General features: G+C 63.8%; 21 protein-coding genes. 10 read left to right on the forward strand and 11 right to left on the reverse strand.

What is annotated here, in order from left to right:
* Positions 1-68 precede the first annotated feature (68 nt).
* Positions 69-446, reverse strand: coding sequence for a YraN family protein (locus tag JN279_RS04020; protein WP_096452146.1), 378 nt, complete (start codon positions 444-446; stop codon positions 69-71).
* 87 nt (positions 447-533) lie between these two features.
* Positions 534-1,430 (reverse strand): 16S rRNA (cytidine(1402)-2'-O)-methyltransferase, encoded by an 897-nt coding sequence (gene rsmI / locus JN279_RS04025; protein ID WP_096452144.1) that lies wholly within the window; start codon positions 1,428-1,430, stop codon positions 534-536.
* 149 nt (positions 1,431-1,579) lie between these two features.
* Here rsmI and JN279_RS04030 point away from each other — a divergent pair, with 149 nt between their 5' ends.
* On the forward strand, positions 1,580-1,765 hold the full coding sequence (locus tag JN279_RS04030; RefSeq protein WP_096452142.1) for a hypothetical protein: 186 nt from the start codon (positions 1,580-1,582) through the stop codon (positions 1,763-1,765).
* A gap of 7 nt (positions 1,766-1,772) precedes the next feature.
* Positions 1,773-1,961 (forward strand): hypothetical protein, encoded by a 189-nt coding sequence (locus JN279_RS04035; RefSeq protein ID WP_095202880.1) that lies wholly within the window; start codon positions 1,773-1,775, stop codon positions 1,959-1,961.
* 217 nt (positions 1,962-2,178) lie between these two features.
* On the opposite strand, the gene JN279_RS04040 is transcribed toward JN279_RS04035, so the two are convergent.
* On the reverse strand, positions 2,179-2,502 hold the full coding sequence (locus tag JN279_RS04040; RefSeq protein WP_096458212.1) for a low molecular weight protein tyrosine phosphatase family protein: 324 nt from the start codon (positions 2,500-2,502) through the stop codon (positions 2,179-2,181).
* On the opposite strand from JN279_RS04040, the gene JN279_RS04045 reads away from it, so the two are divergent.
* Entirely contained in the window at positions 2,473-2,928 is a 456-nt protein-coding gene (locus JN279_RS04045; RefSeq protein ID WP_202353898.1) for a hypothetical protein, read from the forward strand. The genes JN279_RS04040 and JN279_RS04045 overlap by 30 nt on opposite strands.
* Positions 2,929-3,001: 73 nt before the next feature.
* Here the strand turns inward: JN279_RS04045 and hemW are convergent, their stop codons facing one another.
* Genes hemW through rph form a run of 4 tightly spaced genes read right to left on the reverse strand, consistent with a single transcriptional unit; the run spans position 3,002 to position 5,981 of the window.
* On the reverse strand, positions 3,002-4,180 hold the full coding sequence (hemW, locus tag JN279_RS04050) for a radical SAM family heme chaperone HemW (RefSeq protein ID WP_446720395.1): 1,179 nt from the start codon (positions 4,178-4,180) through the stop codon (positions 3,002-3,004).
* Positions 4,177-4,839, reverse strand: coding sequence for an RdgB/HAM1 family non-canonical purine NTP pyrophosphatase (rdgB, locus tag JN279_RS04055; RefSeq protein ID WP_096452138.1), 663 nt, complete (start codon positions 4,837-4,839; stop codon positions 4,177-4,179). The genes hemW and rdgB overlap by 4 nt, the downstream gene beginning before the upstream one ends.
* On the reverse strand, positions 4,839-5,249 hold the full coding sequence (locus JN279_RS04060; protein WP_096452136.1) for a VOC family protein: 411 nt from the start codon (positions 5,247-5,249) through the stop codon (positions 4,839-4,841). The genes rdgB and JN279_RS04060 overlap by 1 nt, the downstream gene beginning before the upstream one ends.
* 15 nt (positions 5,250-5,264) lie before the next feature.
* Complete coding sequence (gene rph, locus JN279_RS04065) at positions 5,265-5,981, reverse strand: ribonuclease PH (protein WP_096452134.1); 717 nt, start codon at positions 5,979-5,981, stop codon at positions 5,265-5,267.
* A 156-nt stretch (positions 5,982-6,137) separates the two neighbouring features.
* Between rph and hrcA the strand changes: the two genes are divergently transcribed.
* The 6 genes from hrcA (at position 6,138) to JN279_RS04095 (ending at position 11,576) form a co-directional block, all read left to right on the forward strand.
* Positions 6,138-7,220, forward strand: coding sequence for a heat-inducible transcriptional repressor HrcA (gene hrcA, locus JN279_RS04070; RefSeq protein WP_096452132.1), 1,083 nt, complete (start codon positions 6,138-6,140; stop codon positions 7,218-7,220).
* Positions 7,221-7,260: 40 nt separating this feature from the next.
* A complete protein-coding gene (locus JN279_RS04075) occupies positions 7,261-7,458 on the forward strand; it encodes a hypothetical protein (protein ID WP_095202875.1) in 198 nt (65 codons plus the stop codon).
* An 89-nt stretch (positions 7,459-7,547) separates the two neighbouring features.
* A complete protein-coding gene (locus JN279_RS04080) occupies positions 7,548-8,900 on the forward strand; it encodes a PQQ-dependent sugar dehydrogenase (protein ID WP_244734405.1) in 1,353 nt (450 codons plus the stop codon).
* Between the two features lie 137 nt (positions 8,901-9,037).
* A complete protein-coding gene (locus tag JN279_RS04085; RefSeq protein WP_096452128.1) occupies positions 9,038-9,655 on the forward strand; it encodes a LysE family translocator in 618 nt (205 codons plus the stop codon).
* Between the two features lie 180 nt (positions 9,656-9,835).
* A complete protein-coding gene (gene cysK / locus JN279_RS04090; RefSeq protein WP_096452126.1) occupies positions 9,836-10,816 on the forward strand; it encodes a cysteine synthase A in 981 nt (326 codons plus the stop codon).
* 133 nt (positions 10,817-10,949) lie between these two features.
* Positions 10,950-11,576, forward strand: coding sequence for a glutathione S-transferase family protein (locus JN279_RS04095; protein ID WP_202352060.1), 627 nt, complete (start codon positions 10,950-10,952; stop codon positions 11,574-11,576).
* Between the two features lie 3 nt (positions 11,577-11,579).
* On the opposite strand, the gene JN279_RS04100 is transcribed toward JN279_RS04095, so the two are convergent.
* The 4 genes from JN279_RS04100 to JN279_RS04115 form a co-directional block, all read right to left on the reverse strand.
* The gene (locus JN279_RS04100) at positions 11,580-12,824 is read right to left on the reverse strand and encodes an RNA polymerase sigma factor (protein WP_202352061.1); all 1,245 of its coding nucleotides are present in this window, start codon (positions 12,822-12,824) and stop codon (positions 11,580-11,582) included.
* 7 nt (positions 12,825-12,831) lie between these two features.
* Positions 12,832-13,200 (reverse strand): YciI family protein, encoded by a 369-nt coding sequence (locus JN279_RS04105; RefSeq protein WP_202352062.1) that lies wholly within the window; start codon positions 13,198-13,200, stop codon positions 12,832-12,834.
* Positions 13,201-13,492: 292 nt separating this feature from the next.
* A complete protein-coding gene (locus JN279_RS04110; protein ID WP_202352063.1) occupies positions 13,493-13,966 on the reverse strand; it encodes a thiol-disulfide oxidoreductase DCC family protein in 474 nt (157 codons plus the stop codon).
* 179 nt (positions 13,967-14,145) lie between these two features.
* A complete protein-coding gene (locus JN279_RS04115) occupies positions 14,146-14,286 on the reverse strand; it encodes a hypothetical protein (RefSeq protein ID WP_080680878.1) in 141 nt (46 codons plus the stop codon).
* Between the two features lie 355 nt (positions 14,287-14,641).
* Here JN279_RS04115 and ku point away from each other — a divergent pair, with 355 nt between their 5' ends.
* Positions 14,642-15,511, forward strand: a complete 870-nt coding sequence (ku, locus tag JN279_RS04120) for a non-homologous end joining protein Ku (protein ID WP_202352064.1) — start codon at positions 14,642-14,644, stop codon at positions 15,509-15,511.
* Positions 15,512-15,523: the final 12 nt, after the last annotated feature.

The raw sequence follows: 15,523 nt of genomic DNA on the forward strand, positions 1-15,523 counted from the left end.
CGGCTCGCCAACGACGTTTCGCGTCGCTTGCTCACCGACCCTCCCCACAAGGGGGAGGGTGACCACCCCTAATTCCGTCCATAAAACGCGTTCTCGACATGCACCGGCCAGCGCCAGGGCAGCACCGCGACCATGTCGAAACGCATCGACAGCCTGCCGTAGTCGGGCTGGCGCGACAGCCAGATGTCGGCGGCCGCCTCGATGCGGCGCTCGGATTCGTGGCCGATCGCTTCCATGGCTTCCATCAGCGTGCGGCGCGCCTTGACCTCGACGAACAGAACGAGGTCGCCGCGCCTCGCGATCAGGTCGATCTCGCCGAAACGGGTGCGATGGCGTCGCGCGAGGATGCGGTAGCCCTTGAGCATCAGCGCGGCAGCCGCCAGCCATTCGCCGCGATGGCCGCGCCGATAGGCTTTCTGGCGGTTGGCGCTCGGGCGCTCAGCCACCGTCGGCTTCCCCTGAGTTTTGTTTGACCATGATCTCTCGACAAACGAAACCGTTTGTCCGGGAAAACCGGTTTCCACTTTTCGGGATCATGGTCTGTCCCTGAGTTCCAACAGCCGCCGATAGAGCGCCTGCTTCTGGCCGCCGGTCATTTTGGCGGCTTCCGCCGCCGCCTTGGAGGCCGGCATTTCGGCGGCGAGCGACAGCAACAGGCGATCGATATCGGCCGGTTCGTCCGCCTTGGCCTCAGCCGGACCGACGCAAACGACGATCTCGCCCTTCGGCGTATCGGCCGCCGCATAGTGGTCGGCCAGCGCCCGCAGCGTGCCGATGCGCATTTCCTCGAAGGTCTTGGTCAATTCGCGGCCGATGGCGGCCTTGCGCTCGCCGCCGAGGGCTTCGACCATGGCGCCGAGGGATTCGGCCAGCCGGCGCGGCGATTCGAAGAAGATCAGCGTTGCCGGCACCGCCTTCAGCGCTTCCAGCCGTGTCAGCCGTTGGCCAACCTTGACCGGCAGGAAACCGGCGAACAGGAAGGCGTCGGACGGCAGACCGGATGCCGTCAGCGCGGCCAGCGGCGCCGACGGGCCGGGGATCGGCACAACGCGAATGCCGTGGTCAAGCGCCTCGCCAACCAGCCGATAACCGGGATCGGAGACCAGCGGCGTGCCGGCATCGGAAATCAGCGCCACGCTCTGTCCGCCTTGAAGCGCTGCGATCAGTTTCGGCCCGGCCTCGCCGGCATTGTGCTCGTGATAGGCGGTGGTGCGGCGGCGAATGCCGTAACGGTCGAGCAGCACGCGCGACACCCTGGTGTCCTCGCAGGCGACGATGTCGGCGGCGGCCAATGTCTCCAGGGCGCGCAAAGTGATGTCAGCGAGATTGCCGATCGGCGTGGCCACCAGATAGAGCGCCGGCTCGAGCGGACGGGCGGGGATTTCGGTCTGTCCGACCACGTAGCTGCGCTTGCCCGTCTCGTCCGTCACTGATCAAGTCTCCGTTCAGTCTTGTTTGGCATGGCTGGCGCGGCCTTGCAAAAGCTCACGCCGATGTAAGGTGATCGCCATTCCTTTGCCACAGTAGGGAACCAAACCGGCATTGGCAGATTTAGCCCCTGATTCCGGAGGAGGACAGGATGGACAGCCTGAAGATACAGGACGCTTTCGAGCCCTACTATGCCGGCCGCAAGCGCGTTGCCGCCCCCAGGGACAAGCGCTTGACCGCCAAGGCCGACACCAGCCTGACCGAGCGGGCGACAACCGCCTTGCCGACGAATGTCAGGCTTTCCGACAACAAACCACAAAGCACGACGGAGCACTGACCGTACGATGCCCAATCGCTTCGATATCTTCATCACCCGTCTTGAAACGAAAACCGCTAGGGAAGGCGTGCCGCCGCATCCAATGAACGACCAGCACAGCGTTCGCCGCGAAAAGGCCGACGCCAAACCGGCCCGGAACGGAGAGGCGCATGCCGAGAAGGATCGCGGCAAGCGCCGTTTCAAGCACGACGCCTGATCACTGCAGCTGGCGGCAACCGCTCTCACTTCGTCATCCTGGGGCGAAGCAAGGAGCGAAGCGACGCGGCGCAGACCCCGGGATCCATGCCGTGACATCAAGCGTCGCTACGGTTCAGAAATTCTGGTCCGCCGCATTCCTCGGCGAGCGTCGCGGCATGGATCCTCGGGTCAAGCCCGAGGATGACGAAGGTGTGGCTGCAAACGTCCCCTGCGCCTCACCCCAGATAGCGTGAAACGCGCGCCTTCAGAAGGTCGATCAGCTCCAGATCCATGAATTCATAGTTATCGGGTATATCGAGGCAGATGACCCGGGCCTTCTTCAGGCTCGCCTTGAATTTCTTCTGCAGTTTGGTGCGGTGCATCTTTTCCATGACGAAGATGACGTCGGCCCAGGCGACCAGCTCATGCGTCAGCGGCGTGTCGGCGTCATGGTTTGTGCCCGCCGAAGCGACCTCGATATCCCGGCGCGTTGAAAACACCTGCTCGGCGGTCGGGCTGCGCAAGCGGTTTTGGCTGCAGACAAAGAGGACGTTTTTCAAAAGCTTCAATCTTCAATTCGGTTATTTCTACGACCAGAAACCCTCGACCGCACGCAATTACTCATCCCATATCTCTCGTATCTTTTTGGTCAAGGGGATGTACTGATCCATGGTAAGTCCATTCAGGTCGAATTCTATCGAATCGTCCTTGGCGACCGCTCTAAGCCTGATTCCTATGAAGGTGATAAAGCTGGTTACGACGCTGAATTCGCTCAGATTGCCCGTCTTTCGCTTGGTCAGGACCTTTCCATTCTTGATAAAAATCACCTCTGCCTCGTAGAAATCTTCATCCTCCGAAGGTTTGGAGATCTCACCCAGTCCAAACTCGAACACATCATCGGTGTTCAATGTCCGCAGCGTCTCATGGATCAGGAACTTCATCGCAGGACCCATCTTGGATGCGGCGCGCGACGCGCCTTCGGCTGAGCAAGCCGAATTTCTAGCACCCTTGTTCGAGTCGATAAATCGTCGACCACGGTCCGGCCAGACGGCTGCTGGCCTAGCGTGCCAGATCCGCCACCACGGCGTCGAGCACGATCATGCCGGCAGGCGTGGCGCGGAGCCGCGCATTGCCGATCGGCGCCACCAGCCCCTCGCCCTGCAGCACCGACAGCCGTGCGCTCGACAAGCCGCGACCGGAAAACGCCTCGTAGCGCGCAAGGTCGATGCCTTCTGCAAGCCGCAGCCCCATCAGCAGGAATTCGTCGGCCTCTTCCGAGCGCGTCAGGACCTCGCCGCCGGTGACGCCATGGCCCTTGGCCTCGACCAGATTGGCCCAGGTCTCCGGCATCCGCTCGGCGATCGTCACCGTGCGATGGCCATGCTCGACGAAGCGGCCATGCGCGCCGGGGCCGACGCCGACATATTCGCCATAGCGCCAATAGGTCAGATTGTGCCGGCTCTCGGCGCCCGGCCTTGCGTGGTTGGAAATCTCATAGGCCGGCAGGCCATGCGCCGAGGTGATCTCCTGCGTCAACGCATAGAGGTCGGCGGCGTGATCGTTGTCGGGAATGATGAATTTCTTCGCCGCATGCAGCGCGTGGAAGGGCGTGCCTTCCTCGATGGTCAGCTGGTAGAGCGACAGATGATCGGCGGCATGGCCGATCGCCTGTTCGAGCTCGGATGCCCAGGCCTCCGGCGTCTGGCCGGGCCGGGCGTAGATCAGATCGAAGGACAGGCGCGGAAAGATTTCGCGCGCGAGGCCGATGGCGTGCAGCGCCTCCTCGACATTGTGCAGGCGGCCGAGGAAGCGCAAATCCTTGTCGTTCAGCGCCTGCACGCCGAGCGAGACGCGGTTGACGCCTGCCGCGCGATAGCCGCGAAACCGTTCGGCTTCGACCGAGGACGGATTGGCCTCCAGCGTCACCTCGATGCCGTCAGGCACCGTCCAGTTCTTCGCCACGGCATCCAGGACCCTGGCCACGGTTTCCGGCTTCATCAGCGAGGGCGTGCCGCCGCCGAGGAAGACGCTGGTCACCTCGCGCGGGCCGGTGCGCTCACGCATCGTCGCCAGTTCCGCCTCGAAAGCGGCAGCAAAGCGCTCCTGGTCGACCGGCTGATGGCGGACATGGCTGTTGAAGTCGCAATAGGGGCACTTGGCCGCGCAGAACGGCCAATGGATGTAGACGCCGAAGCCGGGCGTCCGGTCGAGCAGCATGCTCATGCCGGATCCAATCATGCCGAACCCGATCTCGCCAGATTCAGGCGTGCTTCAGCAAACTTCTGGAAGGCGCGGGCGCGATGTGACAGCGCCGTGGCCTGGCCGGGTTTCCAGCCGTGCTTTTCCTCGGCGCTCATCTCGCCGAAGGTTTTTTCGAAACCATTGGGCAAGAACACCGGGTCATAGCCGAAGCCAAGCGCGCCGCGCGGCGGCCAGACCAGCGTGCCCTCGGCCTCGCCGCGATAATATTCGGCCTCGCCGTCGGGAAAGGCCAGGCAAATGACGGCAACGAAGCGGCCCTTGCGCTGTTCAGCCGAGGCGGCGCCGACTTCCTGCAGCGCCACTTCGGTGCGCTGCATGGCCATGACGAAATCTCTGCTGCCGTCGGGGGTTTCTGCCCAGTTGGCGGTGTACACGCCAGGCGCGCCGTCGAGCGCGTCGACGCACAGGCCGGAGTCGTCCGACAGCGCCGGCAGGCCGGTGGCCTTCGCCGCGGCCAGCGCCTTGATGTAGGCGTTTTCCTCGAAAGTGGTGCCGGTTTCGTCCGGTTCAGGCAGGCCATAGTCCTTGGCCGATTTCGCCTCGAAGCCGAAAGGCCCCATCAGGTCGGCGAATTCGCGCAGCTTGCCGGCATTATGGCTGGCGACGACGATCTTCTTGCCATCAAGACTATGCATCAAAGGCCCCAGATTCTCGGCTCGGCGAACTCGATCGAATTGCCCGAGGGGTCGCGTATATAGATCGAACGGCCACCTTGCGGCCATTCGAATTCGCTTTCGATGGCGATGTTTTTCGCCTCGAGATGCGCTTTCCAGCCGGCGAGCTCCTCGGCGGTCGCCGCAAAGCAGAGATGACCTTCGCCGACCGTGCCATGCGGCGGCACTTTCAGCCGTGCGTCGGGCGCCGGAGGCACTTTGGTCGCTTCGGCGTTGAAGATGAGCAGCACGCCTGGGCCACAGCGGAAGAAGAGGTGGCGGCCATCGACCTTGCCGAAGAGGGTGAGGCCGAGCACGCCGACATAGAATTCTTCCGCAGCCGCCAGATCGGTGACGTACAGGGCTGATTCCAGGATGGCGGAGGGTTTCACCAGAAAACCAATGGCCTAAGCCACCGCCATCTGCTGCAGGCTGACCAGGCGCTGGATGCCTTTCTTGGCCAGGCCCATCAATTCCGCGAACTGTCCTTCCGAAAAAGGCTCGCCCTCGGCGGTGCCCTGGATCTCGACGATGCCGCCCTTGCCGGTCATGACGAAATTGGCGTCGGTGCCGGCCGCGGAATCCTCGAGATAGTCGAGATCGATGACCGGCTGGCCGTCATGGATGCCGCAGGAAATCGCCGCGACATGGTCCTTCAGCACCTTGGCGACACTGGTCATCTGCCGCGCTTCCATCCAGCGCAGGCAGTCATACAGCGCTACCCAGCCGCCGGTGATCGAGGCGGTGCGGGTGCCGCCATCGGCTTGGATGACGTCGCAGTCGACGGTGATCTGCTGTTCGCCCAGCGCCTGCAGATCGACCACGGCGCGCAGCGAGCGGCCGATCAGGCGCTGGATTTCGAGCGTGCGGCCGCCCTGCTTGCCGGCCGAGGCCTCGCGGCGCATGCGCTCGCCGGTCGAGCGCGGCAGCATGCCATATTCGGCCGTCACCCAGCCCTTGCCGGAATTGCGCATCCAGCCGGGCACCTTCTCCTCGAGGCTCGCGGTGCAAAGGACATGGGTGTCGCCGAACTTCACCAGGCACGAGCCTTCGGCGTGCTTGGAGACGCCGCGCTCGAAGGAGATGGCGCGCATTTCGTCGAATTGGCGTTTGGAGGGGCGCATTCAGGCTTCTTTCTTGTCATTTTTTGGAATCGTGGCCGGCTTTTAGACGCATGGGGAGCAGCGCGCAAAGGAAAACGGACCGCACGATCCGATAAGAGACCGGGTTGCGCCCACCGTGCCGAAGTCTATATCCTGAAGCAGGAGGTTTTTGGCCGAATGACCAAGGCAATCGATCCAGCTTCGCAGTCGCTTGCACTTCAATCACTCGACATGCGCTCACGCGACATCTTCCGGCGCATCGTCGATTCCTATCTCAGGGATGGCGAGCCCGTGGGCTCACGCAGCCTGTCGCGCATCCTGCCGTCCTCGCTGTCGCCGGCCACCATCCGCAATGTGATGAGCGACCTCGAGCATCTCGGGCTGATCTATGCGCCGCATATCTCGGCCGGCCGGCTGCCGACGCAGGCGGGCCTGCGCTTCTTCGTCGATGCCTTCATGGAACTTGGCGACCTCTCCGACGAGGAGCGCCGCACCATCGAGGCGCAGGTGCGGGCCTCCGGCTCGGGCGCGACGCTGGAGCACATGCTGACCGAGGCCAGCCAGATGCTGTCGGGCATGTCGCGCGGCGCCGGCCTGGTGCTGGCCGCCAAGAACGAGGTGGCGCTGAAGCATATCGAGTTCATCCAGCTGGAGCCGACCAAGGCGCTTGCCGTGCTGGTGTCGCAGAATGGCGACGTCGAGAACCGCGTCGTCGAGTTGCCGGCAGGCATCACCGTCTCGCAACTTCACGAGGCCTCGAATTTCCTCAACGCGCATATCCGTGGCCGTACGCTGGCGGAGGCGCGCACCGAGATCGCCCGCATCAAGGAAGAGACGCGAGCAGCCCTCGATACGCTGTCGCAGGACCTCGTCGAGAAGGGGCTGGCAGTGTGGGCGGGCGCCGAAAGCGGCCTGCCGGCGCGGCTCATCGTGCGCGGTCGCGCCAATCTGCTCGAAAACGTCACCGCCCAGGCCGACATCGAATTGCTGCGGCATCTGTTCGAGGACATGGAGACGCAGGACGGGCTGATCCAACTGCTCGATCTCGCCGAGCAAGGATCGGGCGTGCGCATCTTCATCGGTTCGGAAAACAAGCTGTTCTCGCTGTCGGGCTCGTCGCTGGTGGTCGCGCCCTATCGCGACAAGGATGCCCGCGTCGTCGGCGCGCTCGGCGTCATCGGCCCGACCCGGCTCAACTACGCCCGCATCGTGCCGATGGTCGATTATACGGCGCAACTGATATCGCGCATGTTAAGGTAGCGCCCCGGACGGCAAGACACGGGCAGCAAGGAGAAAAACAATGGCGCTCGAAGAACTCAAGGCCCGGATCAGCCTGCTGCTCGAGGAGATGGTCAACCAGCCGGAAGACCAGCACGAAATCCAGGAACAATTGCGCGAAAAGCTGCAGGAAATGCGCGCCATGGGCCTGCCGCTGCCGGCCGATCTCGTCGCGCTGGAAAAACGGCTCGACGACGATTTTCTAGCTGCCGGGACATAAGCAGGGAAACCGCTTCCCTCAACTCGTCATGTGAGGCGGAACCCCGGAGACAAATCGGCCGTTTCCTTCGCGACCAGATGGAGGACAAGATGATCCGATTGGCCGGACTGGTGCTTCCAGCACTCTTTCTTATGACAAGCGCGGCATTCGCCCACCAGGCGGACCAGCCGGTGCTCAAGGGTGCGGCCGCCTTCGGCGACTGGCGTGCCGACAGACCGGGCGTACGGCGCCTGATCAAGCCGGAAGACCTGCCGAAACCCTTCGTCACCAAATCGGCCTCCAACAGCGCCGGCATCGCCGACATGCCGGCGGGCGCTAAACCGCAACTCCCGCCCGGATTCTCGGCCGAGTTGATCGCGTCAGGCATCGACAATCCGCGTGTGGTGCGCGTCGCGCCCAATGGCGACCTGTTCGTCGCCGACAGCGATGCCAACCAGGTCCGCGTCTATCGCCTGGCCAAGGACAGCGCCAAGCCCGCCGAGGACGGCATTTTCGCCGGCAATCTCAACCAGCCCTATGGCATTGCCTTCTATCCGCCGGGCGACGACCCGCAATGGGTCTATGTCGCCAACAGCGACAGCATCGTGCGCTTTGCCTACCGTAAGGGTGACCTGAAGGCCGCTGGCGAACCGGAAACCATCGTCGACAACATCCCCTCGAACCATCACTGGACACGCGACATCGCCTTTTCGCCTGACGGCAAGACGCTCTATCTGTCGGTCGGCTCGGGCTCGAACGTCGCCGAGGATATGGGCGAGGCGCCGGATGGCGGCCTCGACGCGTGGGTGACATCGAAGCCGCTCGGCGCGACCTGGGGCTCCGAAGAGGGGCGCGCCGACGTGCGGGCCTTCGATCCGGACGGCAAGAACGGCCGCATCGTCGCCACCGGCCTGCGCAACTGTTCGGGCATGACCGTCCAGCCGGCGACCGGGGCGCTGTGGTGCGTCGTCAACGAGCGCGACGCGCTGGGCGACAATGTGCCATTCGAATACGCCACCTCGGTCAAGGACGGCGCCTTCTACGGCTGGCCCTGGTACTATATCGGCAACCATGAGGATCCGCGCCACAAGGGCGCGCGCCCCGACCTCGCCGGAAAAGCGACCATTCCCGACGTGCTGATGCAGGCGCATTCGGCGCCGCTTAACATCGCCTTCTACACCGGCAAGGATTTCCCGGCCGAATACCAGGGCGATGCCTTCGTCGCCCTGCACGGTTCGTGGAACCGCGGCAACAGGACCGGTTACAAGGTCGTCCGCCTGCTGTTCAAGGACGGCAAGCCGACCGGCGAGTATGAGGATTTCATGACCGGCTTCGTCGTCTCGAATGGCGAGGTGTGGGGCCGGCCGGTGGGCGTGGCGGTGGCCGCCGACGGCGCGCTGATCATGACCGAGGATGGCAATGGCACCATCTGGCGCGTGACCTACGACGGCGGCCGGTCCTGAGGAGACCTGTTTGGGTAGCGCAGAGGGGGCTTCATAAGGCAAGGACAGCGCTGTCTGGTGCAATGGATTCCGCCCCGAGGAAATTCAATCCTCGTCCGTTCCATGCGATAAGGCCCTCCTGATCTGGGACCCTATCCATGACCCTCACCGGCTTCCTCGCCTACAGTGCTGCTCTCGGCATCGCCGCCGCCATTCCCGGCCCCGGCGTCACCGCGCTTGTCGCGCGGGCGCTCGGCGCCGGCTTTCGCTCGTCGCTGGCGATGTCGTTCGGCCTGATGCTGGGCGATCTGACCTATCTGACCGCCGTGGTGCTTGGCCTCGCCTTTGTCGCGCAGACCTTCGGCATGGTTTTCCTCGCCATCAAATGGCTTGGTGTCGCCTATCTCGCCTTCCTCGGCTGGCGCTTCTGGACCGCGGGCATCACGCCCGAAACAGTCGAAGCGAAAAAGGGCAAGGGCGGACTGGTTTCGAGCTTTGTCGCCGGCCTGACCGTCACGCTCGGCAATCCGAAGACGATGATCTTCTACCTTGCCATCACGCCGACCATCGTCGACCTGAAGACGATCACGCTGGCCGACTACGGCATTCTCGCCGCGCTGACGGTGGTCGTGCTGTTCGTCGTGCTGGTGCCTTACCTGGCACTGGCCGCCAAGGCGCGCTGGTTCCTGAAATCGCCACGCGCGCTGAAGCTGCTCAATCGCACCGCCGCCGGCTTCATGGTCGGCGCCGCGGCAGCGATCGCGGCCCGTCAGTAGCACCCTTTCAGCCAAAACATTCCGGGAGCAGGCTTCCCCGCGAAATGCTTTTCCGGGACAAGGGCGTTTTAGACACAGGCCCCACTCGGATATTTCGGGCCGACAGCTTATGTTGCGCGGCTGAAAGCCCTATCTTGCCGGCTGCAATGCCACTTGCCTGAAATCCTGGGAGCGAAACCAATGAACAAGCCCGTCACCTCCGCCCGCGTCCCCGGCCGCGGCCGCATCTACAGTTCCATCACCGACACGATCGGCGACACGCCCCTGGTCCGACTCGACAAGTTCGCCAAGGAGAAGGGCATCGTCGCCAATCTGGTCGCCAAGCTCGAATTCTTCAACCCGATCGCCTCGGTCAAGGACCGCATCGGCGTGGCGATGATCGAGGCGCTGGAAGCCGCCGGCAAGATTTCGCCCGGCAAGACAACGCTGATCGAACCGACCTCGGGCAACACCGGCATCGCACTTGCCTTCGCTGCGGCCGCCAAGGGCTACAAGCTGATCCTGACGATGCCCGAGACGATGTCGGTCGAGCGCCGCAAGATGCTGGCGCTGCTCGGCGCCGAACTGGTGCTGACCGAAGGCCCGAAAGGCATGAAGGGCGCCATCGCCAAGGCCGACGAACTGGCCGCGACGATCCCCAACGCCGTCATCCCGCAGCAGTTCGAAAACCCGGCCAACCCCGAAATCCACCGCAAGACGACAGCGCAGGAGATCTGGAACGACACGCAGGGCGAGGTCGATATCTTCGTTGCCGGCATCGGCACCGGCGGCACCATCACCGGCGTCGGCCAGGTGCTGAAGAAGCTCAAGCCCTCGCTGCATGTCGTTGCCGTCGAACCGGAAGCTTCACCGGTTCTGTCGGGCGGTCAGCCCGGCCCGCACAAGATCCAGGGCATCGGCGCCGGCTTCGCGCCAAAGATCCTCGACACCACGATCTATGACGAGATCGTCAAGGTTTCCAATGAGGATTCGGTCGCCAATGCGCGCCTCGTCGCCCGCCTCGAAGGCGTGCCGGTCGGCATTTCGTCCGGTGCTGCCCTGCAGGCGGCAATCGTCGTCGGCTCGCGGCCGGAAAACAAGGGCAAGACCCTGGTCGTGGTCATCCCGGACTTCGCCGAACGCTATCTGTCGACGATTTTGTTCGAGGGGCTGGGGGCTTAGGCCACTGCCTTTTCTGCAGATCGGCTGGCCCGCAGAAAAATCCTTCCGTGGCGCCCGCAATCCGGCTTGAGCAGAACCCTGCTTCCGGCTCATATCGCCCCGGCCCGCTTTGCACGGGCCAGGGGAGAATTTCATGTACAAGCTCTATACCCGCCCCGGCAGCGGCGGCTTCGTCGTCGAGGCGGCACTGGCCCTGGCGAATGCGCTATTCGAGCAGATCGACGTGCCGAAGACCGACCGGCCCGATCCGGCCTTCCTCGACATCAGCCCGCTGAACCAGGTGCCGGTGCTGACCTTGCCGGACGGACGCTCGATGACCGAATCGGCGGCGATCTGCATCCTGCTTGCCGAGCGCCATCCCGAGGCTGGCCTGGCGCCGGCACCAGACGCGCCGGCCCGCGCCGATTTCCTGCGCTGGATGGCCTTCATGTCCTCTGTGCTCTACCCAGCGGTGCTGCGGCTTTACTACGCCCATCGTTACACGACCGACGCCGACGGCACGAAAGCCGTCAAGCAGGCGGCCATCGCCGAAATGGATCGTGGTTTCACCATTCTCGATGCCGCCTTGCGCGACCGTGACTGGTTGGTCGGCGACGGCCTGTCGCTCGCCGACATCTACCTTGTCATGCTCATTGCCTGGCATCCCGACATCGACAGCGCGCGGACGGCATGGCCTGATATTGAACGCTTGTGGGCGAAGCTGCGTGAACATCCGCTGATGAAGACGCTCAACACAGCGCATGAGATGTGGCCCGGCTGACGGTCAGTTTCGCAGCGCCGCCCTTTTTCCCTGCAGGAACCGGCGCACCGCCGGGTCGCGCTCAAGGCCGATCGCCCGATCATAAGCCTCGCTTGCTTGCGGCACCTGACCAAGCCTGGCCAGGAGCCCGGCGCGGGCCGCCCAATAGGGCTGATATTCGTCGAGTCGCTTGTCGTCGCCCAGCACGTAAAGCGCCGCCAGCCCCGCCATGGCGCCCTCGGTCTCAGCAAGCGCCACCGCGCGGTTGATCGCCACCACTGGCGATCCCACGATCGAAAACAGCGCGTCGTAGAGCGCACGGATCGCCGGCCAGTCGGTGTGGCCGGTCAGCCGCCGCGCCGCGTGCGCCGACTGGACGGCCGCCTCGAGCTGGTAGCGGCCGACGACGCCGCTCGCTGCGGCATGAGACAGAAGCGCCTCCGCTTCGTCGATGAGGGCGCGGTCCCATAGGTCGCAATCCTGTTCGGTCAGCGGCACGAAGTCGCCGTCGGCACTGCGCCGCGCCGTGCGGCGCGCCTCGGCAAACAGCATCAGCGCCAGTAGGCCAAGCGCTTCCGGCTCGTCCGGCATCAGCGTCGCCACCAGGCGGCCGAGCCAGATGCCTTCGGTGGCGAGGTTGCGGCGCCGCGTCTCGGTACCGGCCGGATCGGACCAGCCTTCGGCGAAGGCGGCGTAGATCGCCTCCAGCACGGCATCCAGTCGTTCGCCGAGTTCAGCCCGTTCCGGTACGCGGAACGGAATGCCGGTTTCGCGGATGCGGGCCTTGGCGCGCACCAGGCGCTGGCTCATCGTCGCCGGTGAAACCAGGAAGGCGGAAGCGATCGTCGCGGCATCGAAGCCAAGGATGGTCTGCAGGATCAGCGGTGCGCGCACGCCCGGCTCGATCGCCGGATGCGCGCAGGCAAACATCAGCCGCAGCCGTTCGTCGGGCAGATCCTCCTCGGTCATGCGCGCCTCCATCTCTTCGGCGATCAGTTGGAGATGCTCGCGGGCTGCCTCCCGGGTGAGCCGCCGCCGCACAGCATCGACGCGGCGCCGCCGCGCCACCGCAAGCAGCCAGGCTTCCGGCTTTTCAGGCACGCCGGACTTCGGCCAGCGTTCGAGCGCCGCTGCAAAGGCATCGGCGAGCGCATCCTCGGCGGCGGCCACGTCACGCGTGCGCGCCGCGAGCCAGGCGACCAGCTTGCCATAGTTTTGCCGGGCGGCGGCCTCGGCGGCCGCCCGGGCGAACTCCGGTCGACTGTCCATCACACGGTCATGTCTTGGGCAGGTAGTCGGCCATTTCCCAGATCGGCCGCAACTCGACCGTGCCGGTGTTGGCCGCCGGACAGCGCGCCGCCCATTCGATTGCGGTATCGATGTCAGCCGCCTCGATCATGTAGAAGCCGGCAAGCTGCTCCTTGGTGTCGGCATAGGGGCCGTCGATGACGTTGGTCTTGCCGTCGGCGATCCGCACCGAGGTGGTCGCCTGGGTCGGGCGCAGCCTTTCGCCGGCCAGCCACACGCCGGACTTCTTCAGCGCTTCGGTATAGGCGCTATAGGCCGCGCTCATCTGCTGGATCTTGTCGATCGGCATGGCCGCCAGTGCGGATTCGTCGTTGTTGATCATAAGCATGTATCGCATGGGGTCTTCTCCCGTGGTTTCGAAGGCCGCGTCCTTGCGAGGCCAGACGTATGTCGCGCGGCGGCAGCCGATTTCGACAGGACGCGGAAAAAATCTTTCGGCCCTGATCGGGCGTGGCGCAAGCGCCGAGCTCGCTCCCGTGCTGATCAATCGGGCCCGGGTTCATGCACTGCTGCCCCCGGAAGGCGCGTCGCGTTGGAAACAGATTTCTTGCGGCGCGCTTCAGGCTCTCTGTTTTATGCATGTCGTTCTCCCAAAACCGAAGTCACTTTTGGGCGACACGCATTAGCCTTCAGCCGATCAGGCGCCCTCGCAGCTCGGCCGATGGAATGTCGCAGCTGTTTTTCCTGCCGAACAATGCGTACCGATTCCTGGCGATTCGATTGTAGAGCCAGTCACGCAGCGGGCGCGGCAGCAACAACAGCGCCTTCGCCGCGCGCCATGGCCAGCCGAGTTCCGACATCACCGCGACAAAGCTGTCGAGCTTCGTGAAAGCGACGCCATCGATGAGAACGAGATTGGTTTCGTAACAGTCCGTGCGTAGCCCGTGCTTGCGAAACAGCGCTTCGCCGAAGGTCGATTGCGCGGTGGCGAAGCGGAAGTGGTTTTGGCGGTCGAGCCTGACCACCATGCGCACGGAGCCGGAGCACAGCACGCAGACGCCGTCGAAGACGATCAGCGGCTGGCGTGCATCGAAAGATGGTTCAGCGGGACTGGGCTTGGCCGAATTTGATTGGGGCAGATTTGACTGGGGAAGGTCGGTCACGCGGGCCTCGGCTGCTCGTGTCCTGAGACACTAGGTCAGCCGAAGGCGGGATCAAAGACGTGGCGTTGTCGCACGCCGCCTGTCGCTCAGAGCCGGCCGCTCGGAACGATAGGTGGTGGCACGGGTATTGGCACCGGGCCTGCAGATACGGCTGTTGTGGCGGCTCTCGAATGTCATGGTCAGTGCGCGCCCAGCGAAGTGCCGCGACGGGCGCAGGCCGGACCGGGGCCGCGCATGTAGTAGCGCTCCGGCCGATAGGTCGGCGCGATGAATTCGCGGATGGCGGCGGCATAGCCGATGAGGTGCGTGAGGAAGTTCATTACCCTGTCCCTGTCCCGATTTTCGGATGTCCCTTCCGATTGACGGGCATCATAGCGTCGAGGCGTGAATAGTCGGTGAACACGATGTTAATATCTGGTCGAAAACCCGTTGCTTCGTGGCCGGAATGCGGCTGATTCGGGGTGTTTCCGTGCTCTTTGTCGCCATTCCGCCCAGTGTGACTTTTGCATCACATATGTTTCGTTTGAATGTCGCCTGCGCGCGGTTCTGTTTCAACTTTCGGCCGGCCGGCGAAATTTTCGTGCTCGACGCCCAGAGTCGGCTTACGCCGATGGACGCGGTTTGGAACTGGAACGGAACTTGCTCGTTCTCGACCTATCACCGCAGGAGTTTGTCATGGCGCCACGCCCAGCCTGGAAAGGCTATCTGAAGCTTTCACTGGTCACCTGCGCGGTCGAACTGACCAATGTCGTCACCCATACCGAAAAGGTCTCGTTCCGGGTGCTGAACCGCAAGACCGGCAATACGGTGAAGCGCATCTATGTCGATGCCGAAACCGGCAAGCCCTTGGATGATGGCGACGAGATCAAGGGCTATGAGCTCGAGGGCGGCGATTTCGTCCATATCGAGGAAGACGAGATCGAGGCGGTGCAGATCGAATCCTCGCACACGATGAGCCTCGACGGTTTCGTCGACAAGGCCTCGATCCAGCAGATCTATCTCGACACGCCCTATTATGTCGCGCCGGCCGACAAGGTGTCGGAGGAGGCTTTCGCCGTCATCCGCGATGCCATGGTTGCGAAGAAGATGGCCGGGCTGGCGCGCATCGTGCTCTATCAACGCGAGCGTCCCGTGGTCATCGAGCCGCTCGGCAAGGGCATGGTGCTGACGACGCTGCGCTACGACAACACGGTGCGCCAGCCGGACAGCGTGTTCGGCGAGATCAAGGCGGTGAAGACCGACCAGGAGATGACCGAGCTCGCTGAGCTCATCATCGACAAGAAGAAAGCGAAGTTCGATCCGTCGAAATTCGACGACAAGTATGAAGACGCGCTGTTGGAGCTGATCCGTGCCAAGAAGGCCGGGCACGAGGCGCCGAAGGCCAAGGCGGCGCCCAAACCCTCCAACGTCGTCAATTTGTTCGATGCGCTGAAGAAGAGCCTGTCGTCGGATTCGGGCTCAACCAAGGCATCTTCCGCGAAAGCCAAACCGGCGGCCAAACGCGCCAAGCCGAAAGCAGCCGCGCCGAAGCGCAAATCGGCCTGAGGAGACCAAGCA

Source organism: Mesorhizobium sp. 113-1-2, assembly GCF_016756475.1.
Classification (GTDB): domain Bacteria; phylum Pseudomonadota; class Alphaproteobacteria; order Rhizobiales; family Rhizobiaceae; genus Mesorhizobium; species Mesorhizobium loti_C.